This is a genomic window from Cellulomonas sp. WB94 (genome assembly GCF_003115775.1).
In the GTDB taxonomy this organism is placed as follows: domain Bacteria; phylum Actinomycetota; class Actinomycetes; order Actinomycetales; family Cellulomonadaceae; genus Cellulomonas_A.
Map to the genome: position 1 here is coordinate 982,861 of NZ_QEES01000002.1, position 23,110 is coordinate 1,005,970.

23 protein-coding genes and 1 pseudogene are annotated in these 23,110 nt (G+C 70.1%); 16 read left to right on the forward strand and 8 right to left on the reverse strand.

Annotation, left to right across the window (positions count from 1 at the left end):
* Positions 1-87 precede the first annotated feature (87 nt).
* A complete protein-coding gene (locus tag DDP54_RS05695; protein WP_158274459.1) occupies positions 88-1,092 on the reverse strand; it encodes an HNH endonuclease signature motif containing protein in 1,005 nt (334 codons plus the stop codon).
* 306 nt (positions 1,093-1,398) lie between these two features.
* On the opposite strand from DDP54_RS05695, the pseudogene DDP54_RS05700 reads away from it, so the two are divergent.
* From DDP54_RS05700 to DDP54_RS05720, 6 genes and pseudogenes are all read left to right on the forward strand, one after another.
* Positions 1,399-2,455 (forward strand): annotated as a pseudogene (locus tag DDP54_RS05700) (serine hydrolase domain-containing protein).
* A gap of 533 nt (positions 2,456-2,988) precedes the next feature.
* Positions 2,989-3,801 carry an ice-binding family protein gene (locus DDP54_RS05705; protein WP_242448243.1) on the forward strand — a complete coding sequence of 271 codons (813 nt, stop codon included), beginning with the start codon at positions 2,989-2,991 and terminating at the stop codon, positions 3,799-3,801.
* An 11-nt stretch (positions 3,802-3,812) separates the two neighbouring features.
* Complete coding sequence (locus tag DDP54_RS05710; RefSeq protein WP_109130922.1) at positions 3,813-4,511, forward strand: class F sortase; 699 nt, start codon at positions 3,813-3,815, stop codon at positions 4,509-4,511.
* A 93-nt stretch (positions 4,512-4,604) separates the two neighbouring features.
* Positions 4,605-4,772, forward strand: a complete 168-nt coding sequence (locus tag DDP54_RS18120) for a hypothetical protein (RefSeq protein ID WP_158274460.1) — start codon at positions 4,605-4,607, stop codon at positions 4,770-4,772.
* Positions 4,769-4,933 carry an ArsR family transcriptional regulator gene (locus DDP54_RS05715; protein WP_197711324.1) on the forward strand — a complete coding sequence of 55 codons (165 nt, stop codon included), beginning with the start codon at positions 4,769-4,771 and terminating at the stop codon, positions 4,931-4,933. Before DDP54_RS18120 ends, DDP54_RS05715 begins: the two co-directional genes overlap by 4 nt.
* Before the next feature lie 7 nt (positions 4,934-4,940).
* The gene (locus DDP54_RS05720; protein WP_109130923.1) at positions 4,941-5,330 is read left to right on the forward strand and encodes a VOC family protein; all 390 of its coding nucleotides are present in this window, start codon (positions 4,941-4,943) and stop codon (positions 5,328-5,330) included.
* Between the two features lie 258 nt (positions 5,331-5,588).
* On the opposite strand, the gene DDP54_RS05730 is transcribed toward DDP54_RS05720, so the two are convergent.
* Positions 5,589-6,056 (reverse strand): hypothetical protein, encoded by a 468-nt coding sequence (locus DDP54_RS05730; protein ID WP_109130924.1) that lies wholly within the window; start codon positions 6,054-6,056, stop codon positions 5,589-5,591.
* A 35-nt stretch (positions 6,057-6,091) separates the two neighbouring features.
* Positions 6,092-6,793, reverse strand: coding sequence for a hypothetical protein (locus tag DDP54_RS05735; protein WP_109130925.1), 702 nt, complete (start codon positions 6,791-6,793; stop codon positions 6,092-6,094).
* Between the two features lie 214 nt (positions 6,794-7,007).
* On the opposite strand from DDP54_RS05735, the gene DDP54_RS05740 reads away from it, so the two are divergent.
* The 4 genes from DDP54_RS05740 (at position 7,008) to DDP54_RS05755 (ending at position 8,713) form a co-directional block, all read left to right on the forward strand.
* Positions 7,008-7,244, forward strand: a complete 237-nt coding sequence (locus DDP54_RS05740; RefSeq protein WP_109130926.1) for a hypothetical protein — start codon at positions 7,008-7,010, stop codon at positions 7,242-7,244.
* A 2-nt stretch (positions 7,245-7,246) separates the two neighbouring features.
* On the forward strand, positions 7,247-7,915 hold the full coding sequence (locus tag DDP54_RS05745) for a sigma-70 family RNA polymerase sigma factor (protein ID WP_109130927.1): 669 nt from the start codon (positions 7,247-7,249) through the stop codon (positions 7,913-7,915).
* Positions 7,912-8,190, forward strand: coding sequence for a hypothetical protein (locus DDP54_RS05750; protein ID WP_109130928.1), 279 nt, complete (start codon positions 7,912-7,914; stop codon positions 8,188-8,190). The genes DDP54_RS05745 and DDP54_RS05750 overlap by 4 nt, the downstream gene beginning before the upstream one ends.
* An 88-nt stretch (positions 8,191-8,278) precedes the next feature.
* Positions 8,279-8,713 (forward strand): hypothetical protein, encoded by a 435-nt coding sequence (locus tag DDP54_RS05755; RefSeq protein ID WP_242448244.1) that lies wholly within the window; start codon positions 8,279-8,281, stop codon positions 8,711-8,713.
* Between the two features lie 24 nt (positions 8,714-8,737).
* Here the strand turns inward: DDP54_RS05755 and DDP54_RS05760 are convergent, their stop codons facing one another.
* On the reverse strand, positions 8,738-9,982 hold the full coding sequence (locus DDP54_RS05760; protein ID WP_109130930.1) for a TIGR03862 family flavoprotein: 1,245 nt from the start codon (positions 9,980-9,982) through the stop codon (positions 8,738-8,740).
* Between the two features lie 278 nt (positions 9,983-10,260).
* Here DDP54_RS05760 and DDP54_RS05765 point away from each other — a divergent pair, with 278 nt between their 5' ends.
* From DDP54_RS05765 to DDP54_RS05790, 6 genes are all read left to right on the forward strand, one after another.
* A complete protein-coding gene (locus DDP54_RS05765; protein ID WP_146192367.1) occupies positions 10,261-10,890 on the forward strand; it encodes a TetR/AcrR family transcriptional regulator in 630 nt (209 codons plus the stop codon).
* A gap of 209 nt (positions 10,891-11,099) precedes the next feature.
* Complete coding sequence (locus DDP54_RS05770) at positions 11,100-12,611, forward strand: APC family permease (RefSeq protein ID WP_109130932.1); 1,512 nt, start codon at positions 11,100-11,102, stop codon at positions 12,609-12,611.
* Positions 12,608-13,705, forward strand: a complete 1,098-nt coding sequence (gene aguA, locus DDP54_RS05775) for an agmatine deiminase (RefSeq protein ID WP_109130933.1) — start codon at positions 12,608-12,610, stop codon at positions 13,703-13,705. The genes DDP54_RS05770 and aguA overlap by 4 nt, the downstream gene beginning before the upstream one ends.
* A 148-nt stretch (positions 13,706-13,853) precedes the next feature.
* Positions 13,854-14,864 (forward strand): putrescine carbamoyltransferase, encoded by a 1,011-nt coding sequence (gene ptcA / locus DDP54_RS05780; RefSeq protein ID WP_109130934.1) that lies wholly within the window; start codon positions 13,854-13,856, stop codon positions 14,862-14,864.
* Positions 14,865-14,873: 9 nt separating this feature from the next.
* Positions 14,874-15,812 (forward strand): carbamate kinase, encoded by a 939-nt coding sequence (gene arcC, locus DDP54_RS05785; protein ID WP_109130935.1) that lies wholly within the window; start codon positions 14,874-14,876, stop codon positions 15,810-15,812.
* Between the two features lie 120 nt (positions 15,813-15,932).
* Entirely contained in the window at positions 15,933-17,000 is a 1,068-nt protein-coding gene (locus tag DDP54_RS05790) for a LacI family DNA-binding transcriptional regulator (protein WP_109130936.1), read from the forward strand.
* A gap of 23 nt (positions 17,001-17,023) precedes the next feature.
* Here the strand turns inward: DDP54_RS05790 and DDP54_RS05795 are convergent, their stop codons facing one another.
* From DDP54_RS05795 to DDP54_RS05810, 4 genes are read right to left on the reverse strand one after another with little or no spacing between them, the layout of a single operon-like run.
* On the reverse strand, positions 17,024-19,060 hold the full coding sequence (locus DDP54_RS05795) for a beta-galactosidase (RefSeq protein ID WP_242448245.1): 2,037 nt from the start codon (positions 19,058-19,060) through the stop codon (positions 17,024-17,026).
* Complete coding sequence (locus DDP54_RS05800) at positions 19,030-21,159, reverse strand: beta-galactosidase (RefSeq protein ID WP_109130938.1); 2,130 nt, start codon at positions 21,157-21,159, stop codon at positions 19,030-19,032. The genes DDP54_RS05795 and DDP54_RS05800 overlap by 31 nt, the downstream gene beginning before the upstream one ends.
* Before the next feature lie 26 nt (positions 21,160-21,185).
* Positions 21,186-22,139 (reverse strand): carbohydrate ABC transporter permease, encoded by a 954-nt coding sequence (locus DDP54_RS05805; protein ID WP_109130939.1) that lies wholly within the window; start codon positions 22,137-22,139, stop codon positions 21,186-21,188.
* Positions 22,136-23,095: a sugar ABC transporter permease gene (locus tag DDP54_RS05810; protein ID WP_197711325.1), complete on the reverse strand. Its 960-nt coding sequence runs from the start codon at positions 23,093-23,095 to the stop codon at positions 22,136-22,138. Before DDP54_RS05810 ends, DDP54_RS05805 begins: the two co-directional genes overlap by 4 nt.
* Positions 23,096-23,110: the final 15 nt, after the last annotated feature.

Here is a 23,110-nt window from a genome sequence, read left to right on the forward strand (position 1 = left end):
GACACCAGACCGAACCGCTCGCTGATCCACCTGGCGGAGCCTCGTGGGCCGTCGTGGACGGACAAGATGCCGGCACCCGCGCCTCGGTCATACCGGATTCCCGTTCCCCAGCGCCTGAGCGTCGACCCGGTGTTCGTTCCAGTGCTTGCCCAGCCAATCGACCTGCTCGTCCTTGAGCCGCAGGGTCAGGGGCTCGTCGTGGAGTCGTGCGTACTGGGGATACGTCGCGAGTGCTGGCGCGACGTCGATACAAAGGCTCGACGGCTGGACCGCGAGCAACCCGTCATCGAATAGTCGATGGATGTCCCGTCGCAGCATGAGGCCGCCGTGCTCGAAGTGCGTGCCCAATTGGCCGTAGCTGTACAGGTGCCCGGCCTCCAGGACGCGGGTTGGAGCACCTCCGGTGAAGGCGCACATGCTTCCCTGGGCTGCAAGGAGGCGTTCACGAAACTGCTGCTGTCCTCTCCGGACCCGAACGAGTGCGTGGCTGAACCCCTGGGGCATATCGACGAGACAGCCGGGGTCTGCCTGCCAGCTCAAGTCGACGCGCGCCGCCACACGGTCGACGGCGCGAGCTGCGTCCTTGGCGATGAGCGTCTCGCGGAAAGCGGCCCAATCGAGTTGGCGCATCGCGTTGAATTCTCCAGCGTTGACCGCCAAGGATCGGATCTCGCGTGCATCGAAACGCCCATCCAGTGACGTCCAGGCCGCGTCATACCTCGCCTTGTACTGCACCACCTCGACGACGTCAGCGCGCGGACTAGTGAACTCGTGACGGCACTTCATGCACCGGTATGGCGGCTCGACATTCTTGCGCAACGCGATCCGGGTCGTGTTGCACTGTGGGCAGCGGCCGAGCATCTTGGTGCCGCGCGAAGTCTCGATCTCCTCGATGACTGAGACGCCGAGCAAGTGCTCCTTGTCCCACAGCGCGATTGGATCGCCGACGGCAAGGTTCTTGTGGTTCGGAACGTTGCTGTCCCAGGAGTAGTACGCGTCGACCTGGTCGTCATAGCCGGAATTGCCACCGTGGCCGCGATTGTTCCCGGCGGCCATGAGCAGCCAGGCTCGCTGTGGGACGCCGCCCTCCATGTACCACAGCTTGGCACAGCCACTCATGGCTTCACGCATGAACGTGGTCGGGCGACCTCACGTTTGTTGGACGCATGGCCGGCGACGCATCTCCCAGGCGAACCGGCGGGGGTGGTGGGGATGCGACGCGCGGTCGAGACCGTCGGCCACCCGGACTCGGATGGCGTGCGAGATGCGGAAGCTCCTCGCCCCGGCGAATTGAGCGCGTTGTATGTTCGGACCCGAGCTCAGGGGAGCCCGGGCCGCGCGGGATCGCCGCGTGTCCGCGATCGGCTCCTTGCGCTACCGGTCTTCTGGGGGAACGTCATGTCTGTCGGTGACGAGCTGCACACCTACTTCGCGGACCTCGACGTCCGGGACGCGTTCTCCGGCGTCGTTCTGGTCACCGACGGCGCGACCACCCTCTACGAGGGGGCATTCGGCCTTGCGAGTCGCGCGTGGGGTGTGCCCAACAGGATTGACACCCGGTTCGACACGGCCTCGATCACCAAGCTGTTCACCGCGACCGCCGTGCTGCAGCTGATCGACGCGGGTCGGCTGGAGCTCGACACCCCGGTCGTGGCGTACCTCGGCCTCAGTGAGACCACGATCTCTTCTGACGTGACGGTGCGCCACCTGCTCACCCACACGTCAGGGATCGGCGACGACGCCGATGAGGAGGCCGGCGAGCAGTACGAGGACCTGTGGCGAGACAAGCCGAACTACTCGGTGATCGACACCGCTGACTTCCTCCCACAGTTCGCGACCAAGCCCGCCAACTTCGCGCCCGGCGCCGGTTGCCGCTACAACAACGTCGGCTATGTACTGCTCGGGCTGTGCGTCGAACGCGCCAGCGGTTCGAGCTACCGACTACGTCCGATCCCGCGTCTTCGCGCCCGCAGGGATGAACCGGTCCGACTTCTTCCGGATGGACGACGTGGCGCCCGATGTGGCGGAGGGCGCCGACCCCGTCCGCGACACCGACGGGAAGATCGCGTCCTGGCGCCGAAACATCTACTCCTACCCACCCGTCGGCTCGCCCGACGGCGGCGCGCACGTCACTGCCCACGACCTCGACACGTTCCTGCGTGCCGCCCGAACCGGGCGCCTGTTCTCGGCGCGCCTGACCAAGCAGTTCCTCCAAGCCCACGTCCTGCACTCGACCACCGAGACCGCCATCAGCAGATTCGGGCTGGGGCTGGAGTTCGTCTCCGACCCGAACGACGACCTCATGTTCATCCAGAAGGATGGAATCAACGCCGGCACGAGCGCACTCCTGCGGTACTACCCGGGCGCCGACCTCACGATCGTGCTGCTGTCGAACACGTCCGACGGTGTCTGGGCACCGGGCCGCGCTATCCACGCGATAATTCGCGCACTGTGATGCCACCGCAGTGCCGCCCCGCTCGACCTCATCGACCAGCCAAGCGCTGACGGACGGCAAGGAACCTGCCGCCGACGTCGCCGGAGCGCACCCGGTCGACGGACGCTCCGAGGCGGGCGAGTGGCCGTGTGCAGCGGACACGGTGCCCTCTCGGCCAAGCCTGCCCGGCGCGGCCGAGGAGCGAGATTCTGGACCAGTCGGTAGCATCAAGTGCTACAGAGCGCAAGTTCGCGCGCGGGAAGGGGCCTGTCAGCGCCGAGTTCCCTCGAACTCGTCAGGTGGTGATCCCTATCCACCGTGGCCGACGCGCGAGCCATCAGATCAGAAGACTTCGATACGCCGCGTGCACCGGGTTCGGTCTCACGCGGGTCGGACCACGGAGGATCAACGATGAAGCGCTCCAGGATCCAGACGAATGCGAGAAACGCGCGATTCGGTGTCGGCTCCGTTGCAGCACTGGCGCTGCTGGTGGCGCTGCCGGCAACAGCTCAGGCGGCGGCCACCGCTGTGCCCTCGGTACCGCCGACAGCTTCGTGGTCCTGGCGGGCACGCTCATCAGCAACACCGGCGCGACCACGCTCAGTGGTGACGTGGGGCTGTCCCCGGGGGCCGCCGCCGCCATCACCGGGTTCGGCACGGTGACACAGCCGACCGGCACCGTCCACGCCGCCGATGCCGTCGCTCTCGGCGCCCAGGCCGATCTCACCGTCGCCTACCTCAATGCCGCTGGTCAGTCCCCTGCGACTGCGCTCCCCACCGAGCTGGGTGGTTCGACACTTCTGCCCGGTGTCTACAGTTCAGGCACCTTCGGCATCACCAACACGCTCACGCTCGACGCCCAGGGTGACCCGAGCGCGGTGTTCGTCTTCACTGCCGCCTCCACGCTCATCACGGCATCGGACAGCAACGTCGCCCTGATCAACGGCGCCCAGGCCTGCAACGTCTTCTGGCAGGTCGCCAGCTCCGCAACCCTCGGTAGCGGCTCGCACTTCCTGGGAACCATCCTGTCGCTGACAAGCATCACCCTCAACACCGGCGCGACGGTTGAAGGCCGGGTCCTGGCCCGCAACGGCGCCGTGACCCTGGACGCGAACACGATCACGAGGCCGACGTGCGCGGCCGCTCCCGCTCCGACGTCGACGCCCACGACCACCCCCACACCCGCGCCCACTCCGACGCCGACGCGACAGGTCGCCGCGGTCCCCGCGGGGGCGGTCTCCACAGGTGATGGCAGCACCGCTGCCGGAACGAGCACTGCTCCGTCGGCGGCCATCGGCGCGCTGGCAATCGCGACCATCGCCGGGGCGACCGTGGTTGTCGTTCGGCGTCGCCGCCTCGACAGCTGACTCCGCACCGCATGCGCCACCACACCGAGCGGCTCTCGCCGCGTCACACCGGCGCTCGGGTGGTGGCGCGCGGCGCCCTGATCGCTGCGATCACCTTCGCGGTCGCCGGCTGCTCTGGTCCGGCGGGCAGCGTGCCGTCGGCGCCGCTTGTCGGTCCGAGTGTTCTGTCGCCGAGCGCCCCCTCCCCGAGCGACTCCTCCCCGAGCGTTGCCGCGCCAAGCGTCCCCGCGCCGACCCCGGTCGAAGCACCCCACCTGGCAAAATCCAAGCCCGTCCGACTGCACATCCCGGCGGTCGGGGTGGACTCCCCGCTGATGGACCTCGGGCTGAAGGCCGACGGGACGATGGAGGTTCCGCCGAGCGGATTCCCCGCCGGTTGGTACACCGGTGCACCAACTCCCGGCGAGCTGGGCCCCGCGATCATCGCGGGACATGTCGACTGGAAGGGGCCCGGCGTCTTCTACCGGCTACGCAACCTGAAGCCCGGCGACACTGTCTCCGTCACGCGCGAGGACGGCAGCATCGCCGCGTTCCGGGTGACTCGGGTCGAGCAGTTCGCCAAGGACACGTTCCCCACTGATCTTGTCTACGGAAACATCGACGTCGCCGGACTGCGACTGATCACCTGTGGTGGGTCGTGGAATGCGCAGACGCATCACTATGACGACAACATCATTGCGTTCGCCGATTTCGTCCCACCCGGGTCGTAGTCGCTCGGGCAAGCGACGCGACTCACTGCCGGCGGGCAGACGGAGCCCATGCGGTGACCGTCTCGTCGGAGCGAGCACTCACAGGAGGTCAGCGTGGCGGATCTCATCGGGGCATACGTCGCCGTCGTCGGACCCGGCTCCGGCGCGACGTCCGACGACGTCGCGACCGCGGCGCAGATCGCCGAGGCGCTGGCGCGCGCGGGGGCGACGATCGTCACCGGCGGGATGGGCGGCGTCATGCATGCGGCCGCAGAGGGATGAAGCACGGCCTGACCTCCAGCCGTCAGGCGATCTCCCAGCACCTGGACGTGCTGGAGGACGCCGGGCTGGTCTCGCGGCATCGTCAGGGCCGCTACACGTTCCATCGTCTCGACACCACACCGCTCGGCGAGATCGCCCGGCGGTGGCCGACCTCGAAGTGAGGACCTCATGCCACGCATCACTGTCACGAGCGTCCTGGTCGACGACCAGGACAAGGCGCTGCGCTTCTACACCGAGACTCTCGGCTTCGTGAAGAAGACGGAGGTGCCGCTCGGCGACCACCGCTGGCTCACCGTCGTCGGCCCGGGCGAGCCTGACGGCGTCGAGCTCCTCCTCGAGCCGGACGCACATCCGGCCGCGCGGGTGTTCAAGGCGGCGTTGGTGGCCGACGGGATCCCGTTCACGTCGTTCGGCGTCGACGACGCGCGCTCCGAGCACGCCCGGCTCGTGGCCCTCGGCGTGCAGTTCACTCAGGAGCCGCTCGAGATGGGGCCGGTGGTGACCGCGGTGCTGGACGACACCTGCGGAAACCTCATCCAGATCGCTTCGAGGGTGTAGCCGGCGGCTGGTTCAGCTGCTCCGCCCTCGATCTCGGCCCCGAGATCAACAAGGGCCAGCAGCTCCGACGTGACACCTCGCGTCTGCGGGGCCACGCGTTCCTCGCTCATCGCGCTGTCCGCTCCGTGAGGCCGGCCTGCTGCGGGCGTGGATCGATTGTCCACCGCACGCTCCGTTGGCGCACCGGGCCACCAGCTGTTCCGGTGCACCAGCGACCTCGCCTGCCGAGGTCCGTCGCAGCTCAGGTCGCGCTTCGGCTCAGCGCCCGGAGGTGAACCACAGGAGTGGTCGCGGGTCGTACATGGTGGCAAGTCGGCTGAGGGCGATGGCTGCCAGGAGGAGTCCGAAGTCCCTGAACGCCACGTCGTAGAACCCTGGGATGAGAAGGAGATTGACGATGATCCCGGCGAGCCACGCCACGACGATCGGCCCGCCCAGGCGGGGATGGATGGCGACAACCAGACCGGCGATGATCTCGACGCCTCCGACGGCGTACATGAGCTGGTGCGGCGTGAACGGCAGCGGGCCAGACAGCGCCGGGGCCAGGTACTTGTCCCAGTCGACCATGAGGTGCAGGAACTTGTCCGCGCCGAACAGGATGGGCGCGACGGTGAACGCGGCCCGCAGGATCATGAACGCCTGTTCGGCCGCGTCCGCGTGCCGGATCCGCGCCAGGAGGCCATCGTCGGCCGTGGAGGAGGCCGGCCGGGGCTGGGTCGTGGTCATGGCGGTTCTGCCTTTCCGTGGGGGTGTCACGAGACTCAGCGGAACCGGGACGGGAACTGGGCGATGATGCCTGCGCTGAGCTGGTCGGCCATCATCAAGATGTGGGCGTGGATGCCCTCGTAGTCGGTGACGCTCGAGGCGTACTGACCGTGGAGCTCGTCGGAGGCCTCCGTCAGGGTCTGGTCGAGGTGCTCCTTCATGTCGGCACGCATGACGTCGTCCGGCCAGGACCTGGGGTTTGCGGTGGCGAGGAAGTCGGCGATGTCGTTGCCGTTGGCATACCAGCGGGTGTTGGCGGCGTTGAACGCGTCGGTGTCGCCGATCTTGGCCGCCTGCAGGATCTCGACGGCGATGGTGATGTGATCGTGCAGCAGCGCGGTCAGCCGGTCGCCCGCGGCGTCGCCGTAGAACGGCTTGATCGCGTCACCGATGTCGCTCTGGTTCTGCAGCAGCCGACCTGCCGTGACGCCGAAGCTGGGTGACCCGTCCGCGAAGGTCACGATCGCCAGCCTCGTCCACGTGATGTGGTCTTCCCAGAGCTTGCGCATCTGGTCGTGGAACGCGTCGCGGGCGGCGACAGGTGGCCCCATGCGCATGACAAGGGCCGGTGCCCCTGCGGACGTGCCGTTGGCGCGGGCCGCGGCGGCGCCGGACGCGAGCGTCACGCCAAGGAGGGCGCTCAAGATCAGCGCGACCAGCGCGATCGGCTGTCGCCGGAGAGTTCTCGTGCGGTTCATCGTCGTTCCCTTCGGATGATCACCGGAGACTTCTGCGAGCAGGGCACCCGGGCCGGACGACGCAGCGGAGGGCGACGTTGACCCCGGCAGGAGCCAGGTGGAGACTGCGTGTCGTCGAGAGGGCCACGACATGTTGGCGTCAGCGCGGCGTGAGTTCTTACCGGGCATCCCCGACGTCGGTAAGACACGACCCGCCCCACGACACCAACAAGGCATGACGACCACGTCCCTCGCTCCGCGCGGAGCCTGTTGTGTGGACGGTCCGCCGGTCGACGTCACCACCTGGCGACTGTGCCGTCTGCTGGAGTCGGGCTTCCCGCAAGGGCTCGCCCAGCGGCTCGCGTCGACGCGCACCGTTGACCTGCATGCCCTGCTTCAGCTCGTCGACCGCGGGTGCCCTCCCGAGCTCGCAGCCAGGATCCTGTCGCCCGTCGCACCCTCGGACGTCTGACCATGAGCCGGGTCAGCGCGGACGACCGCGTCCCGCCGGACCTCGACCAGCACGCTGCTGCGCCGGAGAACTGGGTCGAAGCTCTCAGCACTCCCGGACCGCGCCAGGACCATGCCATGGTCCATCTCCACCAGCTGATGCTCCGGGCCTCGCGTCACCAGGTCCGGCGCATGCGCTCGACGCTTGCCGGGGTTGGCGACGATCGCCTCGAAGAGATCGCCAACCAAGCGGCCGACGAAGCGATGATGGCGGTGCTGGCCAAGCTCTCCACCTTCGAAGGCCGGAGCCGATTCACCACGTGGGCCTACAAGTTCGCCATCCTCCAGTCCGCCACCGAAGTACGCCGATTCGCGTGGCAGCACCGCGAGGTCGAGCTCGACGACTACGCTCAGCTCCCAGCACACAGCCTCTCGCCGGCCGGCTATGCCGAAGCCGCGGATCTGGCGTCGGCGGTCCGCAACGCGATCGATGTCGCGCTGACCCCGCACCAGCGCAGGGTCACCCTCGCCCTGCTCGTCAACGACGTCCCGATCGACGTTCTCGCTGACCGGCTGGGCACGAGCCGCAACGCCTTGTACAAGACCGTGCACGACGCGAGAACCCGCTTGCGCGCCACCTTGATCGCCTCCGGCCATCTGGCCGCACCACACCCACAGGCAGGCACACCATGAGCCAAGCCCCCAGGCCGCTGAGCCTGCAGGCCGCGCAACGGCTGATCCTCGACACCGAGCCGTTCCTGTCCTGCGACGACTGCTTCGACCTGGTCGACCGCTACGTCGAAGCGCTGCTGTCCGACCCCAGCCACGACCATCCCGCGATGCGCATCCACCTCGCCGGCTGCGCTGCATGCGCGGAGGAGGCGCGGTCTCTCATGTGGCTGGTCGCCGAGGAGCGCGGTCTCGATCCCGCACCCGCCCTGCGGCACCTCGGCGACGGCCCGGCCTGAGCCTCGCGACTGCCTCTGGATCGTGCCGGTCGACCGCGGATCGGGAAAGTCCGACGTACCCTCGTTGGTCGTGGCCACCTTCTCCTCTGTGACGAGACAGCACCTGCTCCAGGCGATCGCTGAGTACGACGTCCGCGGCGCCGAGCAGTTCCTCGAGGTCTACGGGTTCTCTCCGTCCCCCGGATACGCGCTCCTCCACGAGGGCCGCAGCTACGACGTGGCGGCGATCCTCGGGGTCGCCCACCGGTTCGCGACCGGGAGGCTCGCGCCGCCGGACGAGTTCAGCAGCGACCGCCACGGCGCCGTCGCGATCCTGCGCAAGCGCGGCTTCGAGGTGTCCGAGCCGGCGTCGGCGTCGCGCCTCGCGTCCGTGCGTGCCACCCGTGCCCCGCGCGCCACGCGAACCTCGGCCACGCGGACCCCGGTCGCGCGGGCCGCCGCCGCCCGCGAGATTGCCCCCGCGATCTGCCCGACGTGCTCGATGACCCTCCCCGCGACCGGCATCTGCGACGACTGCGGCTGAGGCCGGGACCGTCGCACCCAGGCTCTACCGGGAGCCGGACGCGGCCTCGCGCCGGAGCCATGCCAGCGCGCCCCGCGCTGCGACCACGCCGGTGCTGAACGAGGCCTGCAGCAGGTAACCGCCGGTGGGTGCCTCCCAGTCGAGCATCTCGCCCGCGACGAACGTGCCGGGCAACCGGCGCAGCATCAGCGCCTCGTCGACCTCCGACCACTCGATCCCGCCCGCCGTGGAGATGGCCCGGTCGATCGGCATCGTCCCCGTCACCACGACCGGGACCGCCTTGACCAGCGCGGCCGTCGCCGCCGGGTCGCTCGGCAGCCCGCCGCCGCTCGACTCCCGCAGCAGGGCGATGCCGACGGGGTCGAGGCCGATCGACCGACGCAGCCACGTCGAGCCGGAGTCCTTCGGCCGGCGGTGCTGCAACCGGCCGACGAGCTGGTCGACGGTCAGGTCGGGGCGGAGGTCGACCTCGAGGACGCACCGACCGTCGGTATCGAGCGCGTCGCGGATCGCGGCGCCGATCGCGTAGACCGGGCCGCCCTCGATGCCGGTCCGCGTCACCATCGCGTCACCGCGCACCTGCTGACCGCGAGGCCCGCCACGGACGGTCAGCCCGACGTTCTTCAGCGGTGTCCCGGCGAACCGCTCCGCGAACACGTCCGACCAGTTGACGCGCACCCCGACGTTCGCCGGCCGCAGGGGCGTCACCGCCACCCCTCGATCGGAGAACGGGCCGACCCACCCGCCGTCGGAACCCAGACGCGGCCACGACGCGCCGCCCAGCGCGAAGAGCGCCGCGTCCGGGGTGACCTCGATCGTGCCGCCGTCGGCCCCGGTGAAGCTCAGCCGACCCGATTCGCCCGTCCACCCGGTCCACCGCTGCCGTGTCTCGATCCGCACCCCGAGCTCGGCCAGGCGCGCCAGCCAGGCGCGGAACAGCGGTGTCGCCCGGAACGCCTGCGGGAACACCCGCCCGCTCGACCCGACGAACGTCGGCTCGCCCAGACCGGCGCACCAGTCGCGGAGATCCTCCGGGCCGAACACGTCGAGCATCGGCGCGAGCCGGTCGGCTGATCGGCCGTACCGACCCAGCATCCGGTCCCGGGCCTCGGAGTGCGTGATGTTCAGCCCGCCATGGCCCGCGAGGAGGAACTTGCGGCCGACCGAGGGCATCCGGTCATAGACCGTCACGGTCACTCCGGCCCGGGCCAGCACCTCGGCGGCGATCAGGCCCGCAGGGCCGCCACCGATGACGGCCGCCGTGCTCATCGGCCGTACCTCACGAGCTGGACGGTGAGTAGCGGCACCGGCCGAACGTAGCCCACGCGCGACGACCCGTACCAGCGAGACGTCGTCCCGCGGCGACGCCCAGCGGCCGATCCGACGCGACGTGTCGACCGATCGGCCCACCAGGCCCGTCACGGGTCGGGCGGCTCGACGGCGGTAACCTGACCACGCGACGGGCTCCGCCGTCGGTCGACATCGCGTGGCGGTGCCCCTGGCCCGAACGGTCGCGACGGTCGGCATCGAGCACAGGAGTGGACCAGATGAGCGGGGCGCACACAGTGCCGGTGCGGGGCGAGGGCCCGCGGCCCAGGACGTCGACGGGCGAACGCAAGCGGGAGCAGATCCTCGACGCGTCCGTCCGGGTCTTCGGGACCGGTGGCGCGAGCGCGGTGACCCACCGGGCCGTCGCGAAGGTCGCGCACGTGCCGCTCGGGTCGACGACGTACTACTTCACCGACCGCGACGACCTCCTGCTGCAGACCATGGCGCACGCGCGGGCGAGCGAGGCGGTCCGGCTCGCGTCGATCGTCGACGCGCTCGACGTGGCCCTGACGATCGACCGGTCGGTCGAGGTGCTCACCGAGATGTTCTTCGACAAGACCGTCGCGGACCCGCTCTACGACCTCGCACTGTTCGAGATGTTCATGGAGGCGACCCGGAACGTCACGGTGCGCGAGGAGGCTCGCGAGTGGTCGCGCATGATCGGCTCGCTGGTCGACCGCGTCCTGCCGCCGAGCGACCCCGAACTCCCCCGGGACAGCGTCGTGCAGATCGTCGCGTGCCTGGTCGACGGGCTCATGCTCGAGGCGGTCTCGAACGGCGAGCTGACGGTCGCCGACCTGTCGGACCGGTTGCGTGTCGTCGTCCGGCGCCTGTGCCTCGCGCCGTAGCCATGCCGTCGACGCCGTAAGGACCTTGGTCCCTTGGGGCAGCGGCCGCCACATGTACTTTTGTACAACATCGAATGTTGTACGTTTGTACATGTCAGACCACGAGCCGCAGTGACCCCGATCACGGCCCGCCCGATCTGATCTCTGCCTGACGTGCCGCGTCCGAGCGCACCTCGTAGCAACGGTTCGTCACGCAAAGGAGCAGAGCAATGACCGTGCAGACAGACAGGCCTCCGACGGAGGGTCGAGCGACTGGTCGCCCGGCCTTCCGGATGTTCGACATGGTGCTCTTCTCGGTGGCGGCGATGCTGCTGCTCTCGCAGCTGACCGTGACCGCCGCCGTCGGCCCGACCGCGATCTTCTGGACCGTGGCGATCATCATCGTGTTCTTCATCCCGTACGGGCTGGTCACGAGCGAGCTCGGGTCCGCCTACCCCGACGCCGGCGGCATCTACGCCTGGGTCGTCCGGGCGTTCGGCAACCGGTGGGGCAGCCGCGTCTCGTGGTGGTACTGGCTCAACGTCGGCCTCTGGGTCCCGAGCGTGTACCTGATGTTCTCCGGGGCGATCTCGTCGATGTTCTTCGGCGGCGAGCTGAACTTCTGGGTCCAGGTGGCCATCACCGTCACGCTGATCTGGATCAACTTCTGGGTCAACATCCGCAGCCTCAAGACGGGCACGTGGGTGTCCAACGTCGGCGCCGGCATCACGATCGCCGTGATCGTCGCCCTCGCCATCGCCGGCGGGATCTACGCCTCGGCACACGGCTCCGCGACCTCGTGGACCGTCAGCAGCGTCATCCCGACCGACGCGCTCCCCGCCTTCATCGCCGCGCTGCCGATCGTGATCTACAACTTCCTCGGCTTCGAGCTCATGTCGTCGGCCTCGACGCAGATGGAGAACCCCAAGCGCGACGTCCCCCGGACGATCGCCATCGCGGGCGTCCTCATCGGCGGCTTCTACCTCGTCGCCACGATCGGCATGCAGCTGATCTTCCCGGCCGACGAGATCTCCCAGACGACCGGCCTCGTCGACGCGCTGCGTCGCGGCTTCGGTGACTCGGGGGTCGCGAGCGTCGTGGTCTCGATCCTCGGCATCGGCGCGCTCTTCTGCTTCTTCGCGAGCCTCGTGCCGTGGACCATCGGAGCCAACCTCGCCGCCGCGGAGGCCGCCCAGCAGGGTGACCTCCCCCCGATCTTCGCCAAGACGCACGCGACGCGCGGCACCCCGGTCGGTGCGGCGATGCTCTGCTCGGTCGTCGGCACGGTCTTCACGCTCGGGTACGCCGGCTTGTTCTCGCTGACCGGCGGGGCGATCGACGACGTCTTCTGGAACCTGTTCGCGTTCTCCTCGGTCATCTTCCTGCTGCCGTACATCGTGATGATGCTGGCGTTCGGCAAGCTGCGCCGTCTCGACCCGGACCGCCCCCGGCCGTACCGCGTCCCGGGTGGCGTCGTCGTCACCTGGCTCGTGACCTGGATCCCGGCGGTCCTCCTCGCCGCGGCCGCGGTGTTCTTCGTCTGGAACCCGTACGACTTCTCCTTCGCGGTGACCGGCTCGATCCTCATCGGCCTCGCGGTGACGGTCGGCATCCAGGAGTACTTCTGCCTGAAGTCGCCCGAGTGGACCCGCCTGCGCGCCCTCGAGCGCGGCGACGACCCCGAGACGGCGCGTCAGTTCGCTGACGTCGCCCCGCTGGCCCTGGAAGGAAACGCACCATGACGCACACCCTCGCCTCCACCCCCGCGGCAGACGGCTACCGGATGCCGGCGGAGTGGGCTCACCACAGCGGCTGCTGGCTCATCTGGCCGGAGCGGCCGGACAACTGGCGCCTCGGCGGCAAGCCGGCACAGGCCGCGTTCACCGCCGTCGCGACGGCGATCGCCGGCACCGAGGCCGTCACCGTCGCGGTGTCCGCCCGGCAGTACGACAACGCCCGCAGCGAGCTCCCGGAGACCGTCCGGGTCGTCGAGATGTCCAACGACGACTCGTGGATCCGGGACTGCGGCCCGACCTTCGTCGTGAACGGCGACGGCGACGTGCGCGGGGTCGACTGGGACTTCAACGCCTGGGGCGGTCTCGTCGACGGGCTCTACTTCCCCTGGGCCGCCGACGACGCCGTCGCCCGCAAGGTCCTCGAGATCGAGGGGATCGACCGCTACAAGGCGCCCTTCGTCCTGGAGGGCGGGTCGATCGACGTCGACGGCGAGGGAACCCTCCTCGTCACCGCCGAGTGCCTCCTGTCGCCCGGTCGCAACCCCGACCTGACGCAGGCGGAGATCGAGGGCCTGCTGCGTGACCACCTCGGGGTCGACGTCGTGGTGTGGCTGCCGTTCGGCGTCTACCTCGACGAGACCAACGGCCACGTGGACAACTTCTGCCGGTTCGTCGAGCCCGGCAAGGTCATGCTCACGTGGACCGACGACCCGACCGACCCGCAGTACGAGCGGTCGGCGGCCGCCCTGAAGGTCCTCGAGTCGACGCTCGACGCCCGCGGGCGCAGCATCGAGGTCGTCAAGATCCACCAGCCCGGACCGATCTTCATCACCGACGAGGAGTCCGGCGGCGTCGACTCGATCGCGGGCACCCTCCCGCGGGAGGCCGGCGACCGGCTGGCCGGCTCGTACGTCAACTCGTACATCGGCAACGACGTCGTCGTGCTCCCGGTGTTCGACGACCCGCACGACGACGCGGCCGTCGCCGCCTACACCGAGCTGTTCGCCCCGCGGCGGGTCGTCACCGTCCCGGGCCGGGAGATCCTCCTCGGCGGCGGCAACGTGCACTGCATCACCCAGCAGCAGCCCTCGGGTCGCTGACGCGGGAGCGGACGGGGCGTCACGCGGCGCCCCGTCCGACCCCCGCCCACGCCTCTCCCCCGCAGCTCCGCGGTCCACGTCCCGACCTTCGGCGACACCCGGCCGTGCTCTGCCATGCCCTCACACCGACCCTGCAAAGGACACGACCATGACCGCACGCGACTTCATCGACACGCAGGACCTCACGAAGGACGAGATCCTCGACATCGTCCACCTCGGGCTCAGCCTCAAGAAGTGCGTCGCCGTCGGCTACTTCCCGCCGCTGCTGCACGGCCGGACCCTCGGGATGATCTTCGAGCAGTCCTCGACACGGACGCGGGTGTCCTTCGAGACCGCGATGTCCCAGCTCGGGGGGCACGCGCAGTACCTGGCCCCCGGCCAGATCCAGCTCGGCGGGCACGAGTCGATCGAGGACACCGCCCGCGTGCTGTCCCGGCTCGTCGACGTCATCATGGCGCGCGTCGCCCGGCACCAGACCGTCGTCGACCTCGCCCGGTACGCCACGGTCCCGGTCCTCAACGGGATGTCGGACTACAACCACCCCACGCAGGAGATCGGCGACCTGATCACGATGGTCGAGCACCTGCCGCGCGGCAAGCGGCTCGAGGACTGCAAGGTGGTCTTCGTGGGTGACGCGACCCAGGTGTGCGCGTCGCTCATGATGATCACGACGAAGATGGGCATGGAGTTCGTCCAGCTCGGCCCGGAGGGCTTCCAGCTCCGGGACGAGCTGCAGCAGATCGGGCAGCAGAACTGCGTCGTCTCAGGAGGCAGCATGTTCGTGACCGACGACCCCCACACGGCCCTCGAGGGTGCCGACTTCGTCTACACCGACGTCTGGTACGGCGACTACGAGGCGGAGCTCGGCGAGGCGGAGCGGCTGGCGGCCTTCATGCCGAAGTACCAGGTGAACGCCGAGCTCATGGCGATCGCGAGCCCGGCGGCGAAGTTCATGCACTGCCTGCCGGCGACCCGCGGCGAGGAGGTCACCGACGACGTCCTCGACGGGGACCACTCGATCGCGTTCGACGAGGCCGGTAACCGCCTCACCGCTCAGCGCGCCCTGCTCGTGTACTTCCTGCGCCCCGAGCTGTCGAACCCGATCAAGGTCGACGCGGCCAAGGCCGAGCTCGAGACGCTCCTCGCCGGGATCCTCTGAGGCGCGGCGATGTCACGCATCGTCATCGCCCTGGGCGGCAACGCGCTGGGCAGCACCGCGGAGGAGCAGCGCACCTGCATCGACGCGGCCACCCCGTCCCTCGTCGGGCTGATCGCCCAGGGGCACGAGATCATCGTGTCCCACGGCAACGGGCCGCAGGTCGGCGCCATCAGCCTGGCCTTCGAGGTCGCGTCCCAGCACACCGACCGGGTGCCGCGCATGGAGCTGCCCGAGTGCACGGCCATGAGCCAGGGGTACATCGGGTACCACCTGCAGCAGGGGATCGCGAAGGAGCTGCGGCGGGTCAGCATGCCCTGGCACGTCGCCTCCGTCGTGACGCAGGTCGAGGTCGCGGCCGACGACCCGGCCTTCGCTGCGCCGAGCAAGCCCATCGGCGGGTTCTACGACGAGGCCGACGCGCGGGCCATGATGGCCACGCAGCCGGGACTGGTCATGGTCGAGGACTCCGGGCGGGGGTGGCGGACCGTCGTCGCGTCACCGCGCCCGGTGGACATCGTCGAGCGGGACTCGATCCTCAACCTGCTGGACCACGAGTTCATCGTGGTCGCGTGCGGCGGCGGCGGGATCCCCGTGGTCAAGGACGCGGCGGGCGACTACCACGGGGTGCCGGCCGTGATCGACAAGGACTTCGCATCCTCGAAGCTCGCCGAGGTGGTCGGTGCCGACTTCCTGTTCATCCTCACCGCGGTCGACCGCGTCGCGATCGGCTTCGGCACCCCCGAGCAGCGCGACCTCGAGGACCTCGACCTCGTCACGGCGCAGCGCTACGTGGACGACGGGTGCTTCGGCGCAGGGTCGATGCTGCCCAAGGTCCAGGCGGCGATGGAGTTCGCCGCGAGCGGCCCCGGCCGCAGGGCCGTGATCTGCTCGCTCGAGAAGGCCCCGCTCGCCATGCGCGGCGAGAGCGGGACCGTGATCCACGGGTAGCCCTCGACGGTGCTGGCGCGGGTGGGCCGACTCGACCGAGAACCAGGCTGTGGCTCGCTAGAGTGACCTCACCTTCCGGAACTAGCGACGGCCTCGGCCGCCGGTCGCAGGAGACGCCGCATGTCGGTCGACGCTTCGCCCCTCGGGGTGCGGCCCACGGGCCCGGCACCCGCCGGCATCCGCCGCGTCACCGGCACGGACGTGGCCCGCGCCGCCGGCGTCTCGCAGAAGACCGTCTCGCGCGTCGTGAACCACGACCCGCAGGTCAGCCCCGACGTCCGTCGGCGCGTCCAGGAGGCCATCGAGTCGCTCGGCTACCGCCCCAACACGGCGGCCCGGTCGTTGCTGCTGGGCCGCAGCCGGACGGTCGGGCTGCTGACCCTCGGCAGCGCGGCCTACGGTCCGGCGTCGCTCGCCATCGCGACGGGTCGGGCGGTCAGCGCCGCGGGCTACGGGCTGCGCGTCGTCAACACGTTCGACCTCGACGCGGAGACCCTGGAGAACGGTCTCGTGTCGCTGCTCGACCAGGGGGTCGACGCGATCGTGGTCAACGAGCCGACGGCCATGTTCCGGTCGCGACGCCACGGCCTGGCCGTTCCCGTGCTCAGCCTGTCGGGACCCCTCCACCTGTCCGCGACCGAGCTCGTCGTCGCGACCGACGAGACGAGCGGGGTCACCGAAGCGGTGAACCACCTGCTCGGCCTCGGGCACGTCACCGTCCACCACATCGGGGGGCCCAAGGACTGGCCGTCCGCCGTGCGACGGACGGACGCGTGGCGAGCAGCCCTGCAGGCCGCGGGCCGTGACGTGCCGGACGTGCTGCAGGGTGACTGGTCGCTGGCCTCCGGCTTCGAGGCCGGCCGCGCGCTCGCCCAGCGGCCCGGCGTGACGGCGGTCTTCGCCGCGAACGACCACATGGCCATCGGTCTCGCGCGCGCGCTCCAGGACGCCGGTCGGCGCGTGCCCGACGACGTCAGCATCGTCGGCTACGACGACGTGCCGGAGGCCGCCTTCCTGCTGCGCGCGCTGACGACCGTGCGCCAGGACCTCACCGTCGCGGCCGTGCGCGGCGTCGAGCTCCTCGTGCAGGTCCTCGAAGGGCGACGTGACCACGGCCTGCTCGAGGCGATCCCGACCCATCTGGTCGTCCGTGAGACCACCGGGCCGGCACCCGCTCCCTCAGACTGAGCGGGACCGGCCCCGGCCCGCCGTCAGGCACCCTCGCGCAGGACGACGACGCCGCGGGCGGGCACGAGGTCACCGCGCCCGTGCGTGCCGCCTCCGACGAGGTCGACCCCGACCGCCTGCAGCGGAAGGTCGGCGTCCGTGTGGTTGAGGGCGAACAGCCAGCGGCCCGACTCCCCCGTCCGCCGTACGACCTCGAGCCCACCAGGCTGCTCGACGACGGGCGCGACCCCCGCGGCGTCGACCACGCGACCGACGAGGGCTGCGAGCGCCGGTCCGTCGAGCCGCGTCGACAGGTACCAGGCCGCTCCTCCGCCGTCCACGGTTCGCCGCGTGATCGCGGGACCGCCGGCCGCCGGGCCGTCGGTGTACGTGGCCAGCACCTCGGCGTCGGCGGCGGTGAACCGCTCGGTCCACACCTCGCCGGTGGCCCCGTCGCTCAGCCGGACCGTGCCGTTCTCGCGCAGCGGGGCGAACTCCTCGACCCGCACGCCGAGCAGGTCCCGGAACGCTCCGGGGTAGCCGCCCAGCAGCACGCGGTCGGACTCGTCGACGATGCCCGAGAAGTACGAGACGAGCACGTGACCGCCGTGCGCCACCACGGCCGCGAGCCGGTCGGACAGGTCCGTCGGCGCGAGGTAGAGCGTCGGGACCAGGACGACGTCGTAGCCGTCGAGGTCCGACGTCGCGGGCAGCACGTCGACCACGACGCCCGCGTCGAGCAGCGCGCCGTGGAGGCGCCGGGCCAGGTCGAGGTAGTGCAGGTCGACCGTCGGGTGGGCCTCGAGGTCGGTCGCCCACCAGGCCTGCGTGTCCCACAGCAGCGCGACGCGCGCCTTCTCGACGACGCTCCCCCGCACCTCCGCCAGGCGTCCGAGCGTGGCACCGAGGCCCACGACCTCACGGAACCGGTCGGAGTCGGCGCCGGCGTGCGGCACCATGCCGGAGTGGTACTTCTCGGCACCCGCCCGGGACTGCCGCCACTGGAAGAACAGCACCCCGTCCGCACCGCGGGCCACGTGCTGCAGGGAGTTGCGCAGCATCTCGCCGGGCTCCTTGGCCAGGTTGCGCGGCTGCCAGTTCACCGCGCTGGTCGAGTGCTCCATGAGCAGCCACGGGTCACCGCCGGCCAGCCCCCGGAGCCGGTCGGCGCTGAACGCCAGCTCGGCCCAGCCGCGCGGGTCGTCGGCCTTGAGGTAGTGGTCGTTCGACACGATGTCGAGCAGCGGGGTGGTCGTCGTGTAGTCGATCTGGTGGAAGTCGCCCATGACCATGTAGTTGGTGGTCACCGGCAGGTGCGGCGTGACCTCGCGGAGCACGGCCGCCTCGGCCTCGAGGTGGTCGACGAACGCGTCCGACGAGAACCGGTCGAAGTCGAGCGTCTGGCCGGGGTTGGAGATCGTTGTCGTGCGACGCGGCGGCAGGACCTGCTCGAACGACGCGTAGCGCTGACCCCAGAACGCCGTGCCCCAGGCGAGGTTGAGAGCGTCGATGTCGGCGTACCTCGCGGCCAGCCAGTCGCGGAACGCGGCCGCCGACACGTCGCAGTAGCAGCGCCCGTTGTGGCAGGCGAACTCGTTGGACACGTGCCACATGCGGACCGCGGGGTGGTGGCCGTAGCGTTCCGCGACGACGCGCGCGATCCGGGTGGCGTGCTCGCGGATGACCGGGGAGCTCACGCACCACGACTCGCGGCTGCCATGGGTGTAGCGCAGACCGTCCGCGTCGACCGGCAGCATCTCGGGGTGGGCCAGGTGCAGCCACACGGGCGGTGCGGCGCTGGGCGTGGCGAGGTCGACACCGATCCCGGCCTCGTGCAGCAGGTCGACGATGCGGTCGAGCCAGCCGAACTCGAACCGTCCCTCCTCCGGCTCCAGCTGACCCCACGAGAAGATGCCCAGGCTCACGAGGTTCACGCCGGCCTGGCGCATGAGCGCGACGTCGTCGGCCCACACCTCCTCGGGCCACTGCTCGGGGTTGTAGTCGGCGCCGTACGCGATGCCGTCCGTGGGCCACGGGCCCGCCCAGCGCGTCATCGGGTCACCGCCACGAGGACGTCCCACGAGCCGAGGGTCACGGAGTCGCCGGCAGCGAGCGTCCCACCGGGGGCGTCGGCGGGCGGCGGGTCCGCCGGGGCGTCACCGCGCGCGGCGACGAGGACGTCGAGATCGATCGGGGCTGTCACGGTCGCGGCCTCCCAGGACCAGTTGTGCACGACGTGCACGCGGGTGCCGTCCGGTCGGGTCGACGTGTGGACGGTAACGCTTGCCGGGACGTCGGCCCACGCCGCGAGCGGCTCCGGGACGAGCCACGCGGCGAGCGAGCGGGCGAGCCCGACACCTGGAACCGTACCGACGACAGTGATCCGGCCGGCACCGTGCGGGTGTGTCGTCACTGCCGACCACGCGCCCAGGTGGGGGTGGACGTAGCGCGCGAGCACCTCGGCACCGTCGGCCACCAGGCCCTCGGCCCACGCGGTCGCCTCGCCCGTCAGCGCGCCCGCCACCGGGACGGGGTCGGGGAGGTTGTTGAGCTCGTCGTACCAGACGCCTGCCGGCGAGGACAGCCGGGCCGGCTGGACCTCGTCGCGGGCCCGGGCCTCGTGGTCGGCGTACGCGGTCCGGGGGCCGACGACGAGGTGGCCGCCCCCGTCCGCGTACCGCAGGAGCCAGTCGAGGTCGGCGTCCGACGCCGGGTAGTAGCCGGCGGCGACGAGCACGGGCAGGCGGCGCACGACGTCGGAAGGGTCCTCGTCGAACAGGTAGCGCGGGCGGACCACCCGGACCTGGAGGCCGGCATCGAAGGCGCCCCGGTAGAACGCGCCGACGATCCGGGGGTAGCTGTTCGGGTCCCCGGTGCCGTCGGGCTTCTGGAGCGGCGGCTGGGCGGCGAGCGCGAAGCGCGCGCCGGTCGAGGCAAGGATGGCGATGTCGGCATCCGGGGTCGCGTCAGCCAGCACGCTCCCGGTCCGCGCGAGCTCGGCGCCGAGGAGCGCGATCTCGCGGTAGGCCCGGCCGGGCACCCCGCTGTGCGGCAGCACACCACCCCAGTACGTCTCCGCGCCGTAGTGCAGCGTGTGCCAGTGCCAGTACTCGACCATGCGTGCGCCCCGGCTCACGAGCGCCCAGGCGGCCTGCCGCCACTGGCCCGGGTAGGCCGGGTTGTTGGTGCTCGGGCCGCCGATGGACTGGGCGTCGGTCTCGGTCACCCAGAACGGCTCGCCGCGGCTCGAGAACATCGTGTCGCCGCTCTGGAACAGGGCCCACGTGCCGTTCGTCGTCCAGTACTGCAGCCGCTGCGACGCGTTCGGGTGGGTCAGGCCGTCCTGCATCGCGTAGTACGGGTTGCCGCTGGTCACGTCGAGGACCGACGCGAGGTCGGCGTCCTCGAGCGCGGGTCGGTCGTAGGAGATGCAGGTGGTGACGACCTGGTCCGGGCGCGCGAGCTTGCGGACCGCACGGGCCTGCCAGTCGATCATCTCCGTGGTCAGCACCGCCTGGAACCGCCGCCAGGCCAGGTCGTACTGCGGCTGGGCGTTGCCGTCCGGGGTCCACAGGTCCGCCCAGGTGGACAGCCGGTGCGACCAGTAGACGAGCCCCCACTCCCGGTTGAGGGTCTCGACGTCGCCGTAGGTGTCGCGGAGGTGGTCGACGAACCGCTCGAACACGCCCCGGTTGTGCAGCAGGTGCAGGCCGGGCTCGTTGTCGACCTGGTACGCGACGACGGCGGGGTGGTCGCGATACCGCTCGACGATCTGCGTGAGGATGCGCTCGGCGTGGAAGCGGAAGGCAGGGTGCGTGTAGTCGACCTCCTGGCGGGCGCCCCAGCCCATCCGGTGCCCGGTGCGGTCCTCGCCCGCGATCTCCGGGTACCGCCGGACCAGCCACATCGGGACCGCGTACGTCGGGGTCCCGATGACGACGTCGATGCCGCGGGCGTGCGCCCCGTCGAGGACCGGCTCGAGCCAGTCGAGGTCGAAGCTGCCGTCCTCGGGCTCCCACGTCGACCAGACCGACTCCCCGACGCGGATCACCGAGAACCCGGCGGCCTGCATCAGGTCGAGGTCCCGCTCCAGGGTCTCCGGCTTCGGGTCCTGACCCGGCCCGGCGTACTCGTAGTAGTAGGCCGCGCCGAAGAGGACGGTCTGGTGCTGGATTGCCATGTGTGTGTTCTCCACCTTGTCGGGGGTCAGCCCTTGACGGCACCGCTGGCGAGGCCGGACTGCCAGTAGCGCTGAAGGAACAGGAAGGCGATGACGAGCGGGATGATCGAGAGGAAGGAGCCGGTGATGATGCTCGAGAAGAGGGCCCGCGAACCCGAGCCGCCGGCGGCGGTCGCCTGCCACTGGGCCAGGCCGACCGTCAGCGGGTACAGGTCCGGGCTGTTGAGCATGATCAGGGGCAGGAAGTAGTTGTTCCAGGTCGACACCAGGGCGAACAGGAGCACCGTGACCAGGCCCGGGGAGAGCAGCCGGAGGGCGACGGTGAAGAAGATGCGCAGCTCGCCCGCGCCGTCCACGCGTGCGGCCTCGATCAGCGTGTCGTCGACCGAGTCGGCGGCGTAGACCCGCATGAGGTAGACCCCGAACGGGCTCGCCAGCGACGGCAGGATGACCGCCCACGGCGTGTTCGTGAGGCCGGCGTTGGCGAACAGCAGGTAGGTCGGGATGGTGAGTGCCGTCATCGGGATCATGATCGCGCCGAGGATCCCGCTGAAGATCGCGTTGCCACCGGGGAACCGGTACTTGGCGAACGCGTACCCGGCCATCGTCGCCAGGAACGCCGAGCCCACCGCGCTGGTCACGGAGTACACGAGCGAGTTCCGCAGCCAGAGCAGGTACACGCCGTTGTCCGACGTGAACACCGTCTGGATGTTGACCCACAACGAGTTCGTGCTCGAGAACCAGAGCCCGAAGGTGGAGAACAGGTTCGCGTTGGACTTGGTCGATGCGACCAGGAGCCACCACAGCGGGATGAGGAAGTAGAGCAGGACGGCGCACATCACGACGGTCAGCACGATGCTGCGGCGCGGCCGGTCGGAGGAGTACGCGCGGGACCTGCGGCTGCGCTGCCGAGGGGGCGAGGGGCGGTCGAGGGGGCTGCCGGTCCGGGTCGGCCCGCCGGCGGCGGTCTGCGTGGTCATCGTGCTGCACGCTCCTTGCGCTGGGTGGACAGCTGCACGGAGTACGACACGACCATGATCACGACGCCGAGGATGAAGGCGATCGCGGCCGCATAGTTGCTGTCCCGGTTGATGAACGCGAGGTTGTACGCGTACATGTTCGGCGTGTAGTCGATGCCGATGACGTTGGGGGCGATGGTCCGCAGGAGGTTCGGCTCGTTGAAGAGCTGGAACGAGCCGATCACCGAGAAGATCGCCGTGAGGATGATCGCCGGGCGGATGGCCGGGATCTTGATGCTCCAGGCCGTGCGCACCCGGCCGGCGCCGTCCACCGCCGCGGCGTCGAAGAGCTCGCTCGGGATGGACCGCAGGGCGGCGTACAAGATGATCATGTTGTAGCCGATGAACTCCCACGAGACGATGTTCATGATCGAGCCGAGCATCCAGTTCTGGGACAGGAACGGCGGCGCGGAGATGTGCAGGTTCTTGGCGATCTGGGCGGCGGGACCGAAGTCCGGGCCGTAGAGGTACCCCCACATCAGCGCGGCGATGACGCTCGGCACGGCGTAGGGGATGAAGATGCCGAGCCGGACGAAGCGCTGCAGGTACAGGACGCCCGAGTCGAGCAGCAGGGCGAACACCAGCGCGAGGCCGAGCATGATCGGCACCTGGATGAGCAGGAAGATCGCCATCCGGCCGACGCCGGTGAGGAACGACGAGTCGGTGAGGGCCCGCGTGTAGTTGTCGAGAGCGACGAAGGTGGTGCCGCCCACGAGCTGGTCGCGGAACAGGCTGAGGTAGCCGGAGTACACGAGCGGAACGACGATGAACAGGGCGAACACGACCACGAAGGGCGTGATCAGGATGTAGGCGGCCGCGTTCTCGCGACGGCGCATCGGCGACGGGCCCCGGCGTCTGACCGGCTCGGTGGGCGTCGTCGGCGGCCCCTGGGGCAGACGGACATCAGCTGCAGTCATGGTGGTCTCCTGGAT

Coding starts and splice junctions, on each gene's coding strand:
- arcC (WP_109130935.1), top strand. CDS start 14,874: ATGTCACGCATCGTCATCGCCCTGGGCGGCAACGCGCTGGGCAGCACC.
- DDP54_RS05710 (WP_109130922.1), top strand. CDS start 3,813: ATGCGCCACCACACCGAGCGGCTCTCGCCGCGTCACACCGGCGCTCGG.
- ptcA (WP_109130934.1), top strand. CDS start 13,854: ATGACCGCACGCGACTTCATCGACACGCAGGACCTCACGAAGGACGAG.
- DDP54_RS05810 (WP_197711325.1), bottom strand. CDS start 23,095: ATGACTGCAGCTGATGTCCGTCTGCCCCAGGGGCCGCCGACGACGCCC.
- DDP54_RS05745 (WP_109130927.1), top strand. CDS start 7,247: ATGAGCCGGGTCAGCGCGGACGACCGCGTCCCGCCGGACCTCGACCAG.
- DDP54_RS05750 (WP_109130928.1), top strand. CDS start 7,912: ATGAGCCAAGCCCCCAGGCCGCTGAGCCTGCAGGCCGCGCAACGGCTG.
- DDP54_RS05715 (WP_197711324.1), top strand. CDS start 4,769: ATGAAGCACGGCCTGACCTCCAGCCGTCAGGCGATCTCCCAGCACCTG.
- aguA (WP_109130933.1), top strand. CDS start 12,608: ATGACGCACACCCTCGCCTCCACCCCCGCGGCAGACGGCTACCGGATG.
- DDP54_RS05735 (WP_109130925.1), bottom strand. CDS start 6,793: ATGAACCGCACGAGAACTCTCCGGCGACAGCCGATCGCGCTGGTCGCG.
- DDP54_RS05790 (WP_109130936.1), top strand. CDS start 15,933: ATGTCGGTCGACGCTTCGCCCCTCGGGGTGCGGCCCACGGGCCCGGCA.
- DDP54_RS05760 (WP_109130930.1), bottom strand. CDS start 9,982: ATGAGCACGGCGGCCGTCATCGGTGGCGGCCCTGCGGGCCTGATCGCC.
- DDP54_RS05695 (WP_158274459.1), bottom strand. CDS start 1,092: ATGGAGGGCGGCGTCCCACAGCGAGCCTGGCTGCTCATGGCCGCCGGG.
- DDP54_RS05765 (WP_146192367.1), top strand. CDS start 10,261: ATGAGCGGGGCGCACACAGTGCCGGTGCGGGGCGAGGGCCCGCGGCCC.
- DDP54_RS05805 (WP_109130939.1), bottom strand. CDS start 22,139: ATGACCACGCAGACCGCCGCCGGCGGGCCGACCCGGACCGGCAGCCCC.
- DDP54_RS05720 (WP_109130923.1), top strand. CDS start 4,941: ATGCCACGCATCACTGTCACGAGCGTCCTGGTCGACGACCAGGACAAG.
- DDP54_RS05730 (WP_109130924.1), bottom strand. CDS start 6,056: ATGACCACGACCCAGCCCCGGCCGGCCTCCTCCACGGCCGACGATGGC.
- DDP54_RS05740 (WP_109130926.1), top strand. CDS start 7,008: ATGACGACCACGTCCCTCGCTCCGCGCGGAGCCTGTTGTGTGGACGGT.
- DDP54_RS05770 (WP_109130932.1), top strand. CDS start 11,100: ATGACCGTGCAGACAGACAGGCCTCCGACGGAGGGTCGAGCGACTGGT.
- DDP54_RS05800 (WP_109130938.1), bottom strand. CDS start 21,159: ATGGCAATCCAGCACCAGACCGTCCTCTTCGGCGCGGCCTACTACTAC.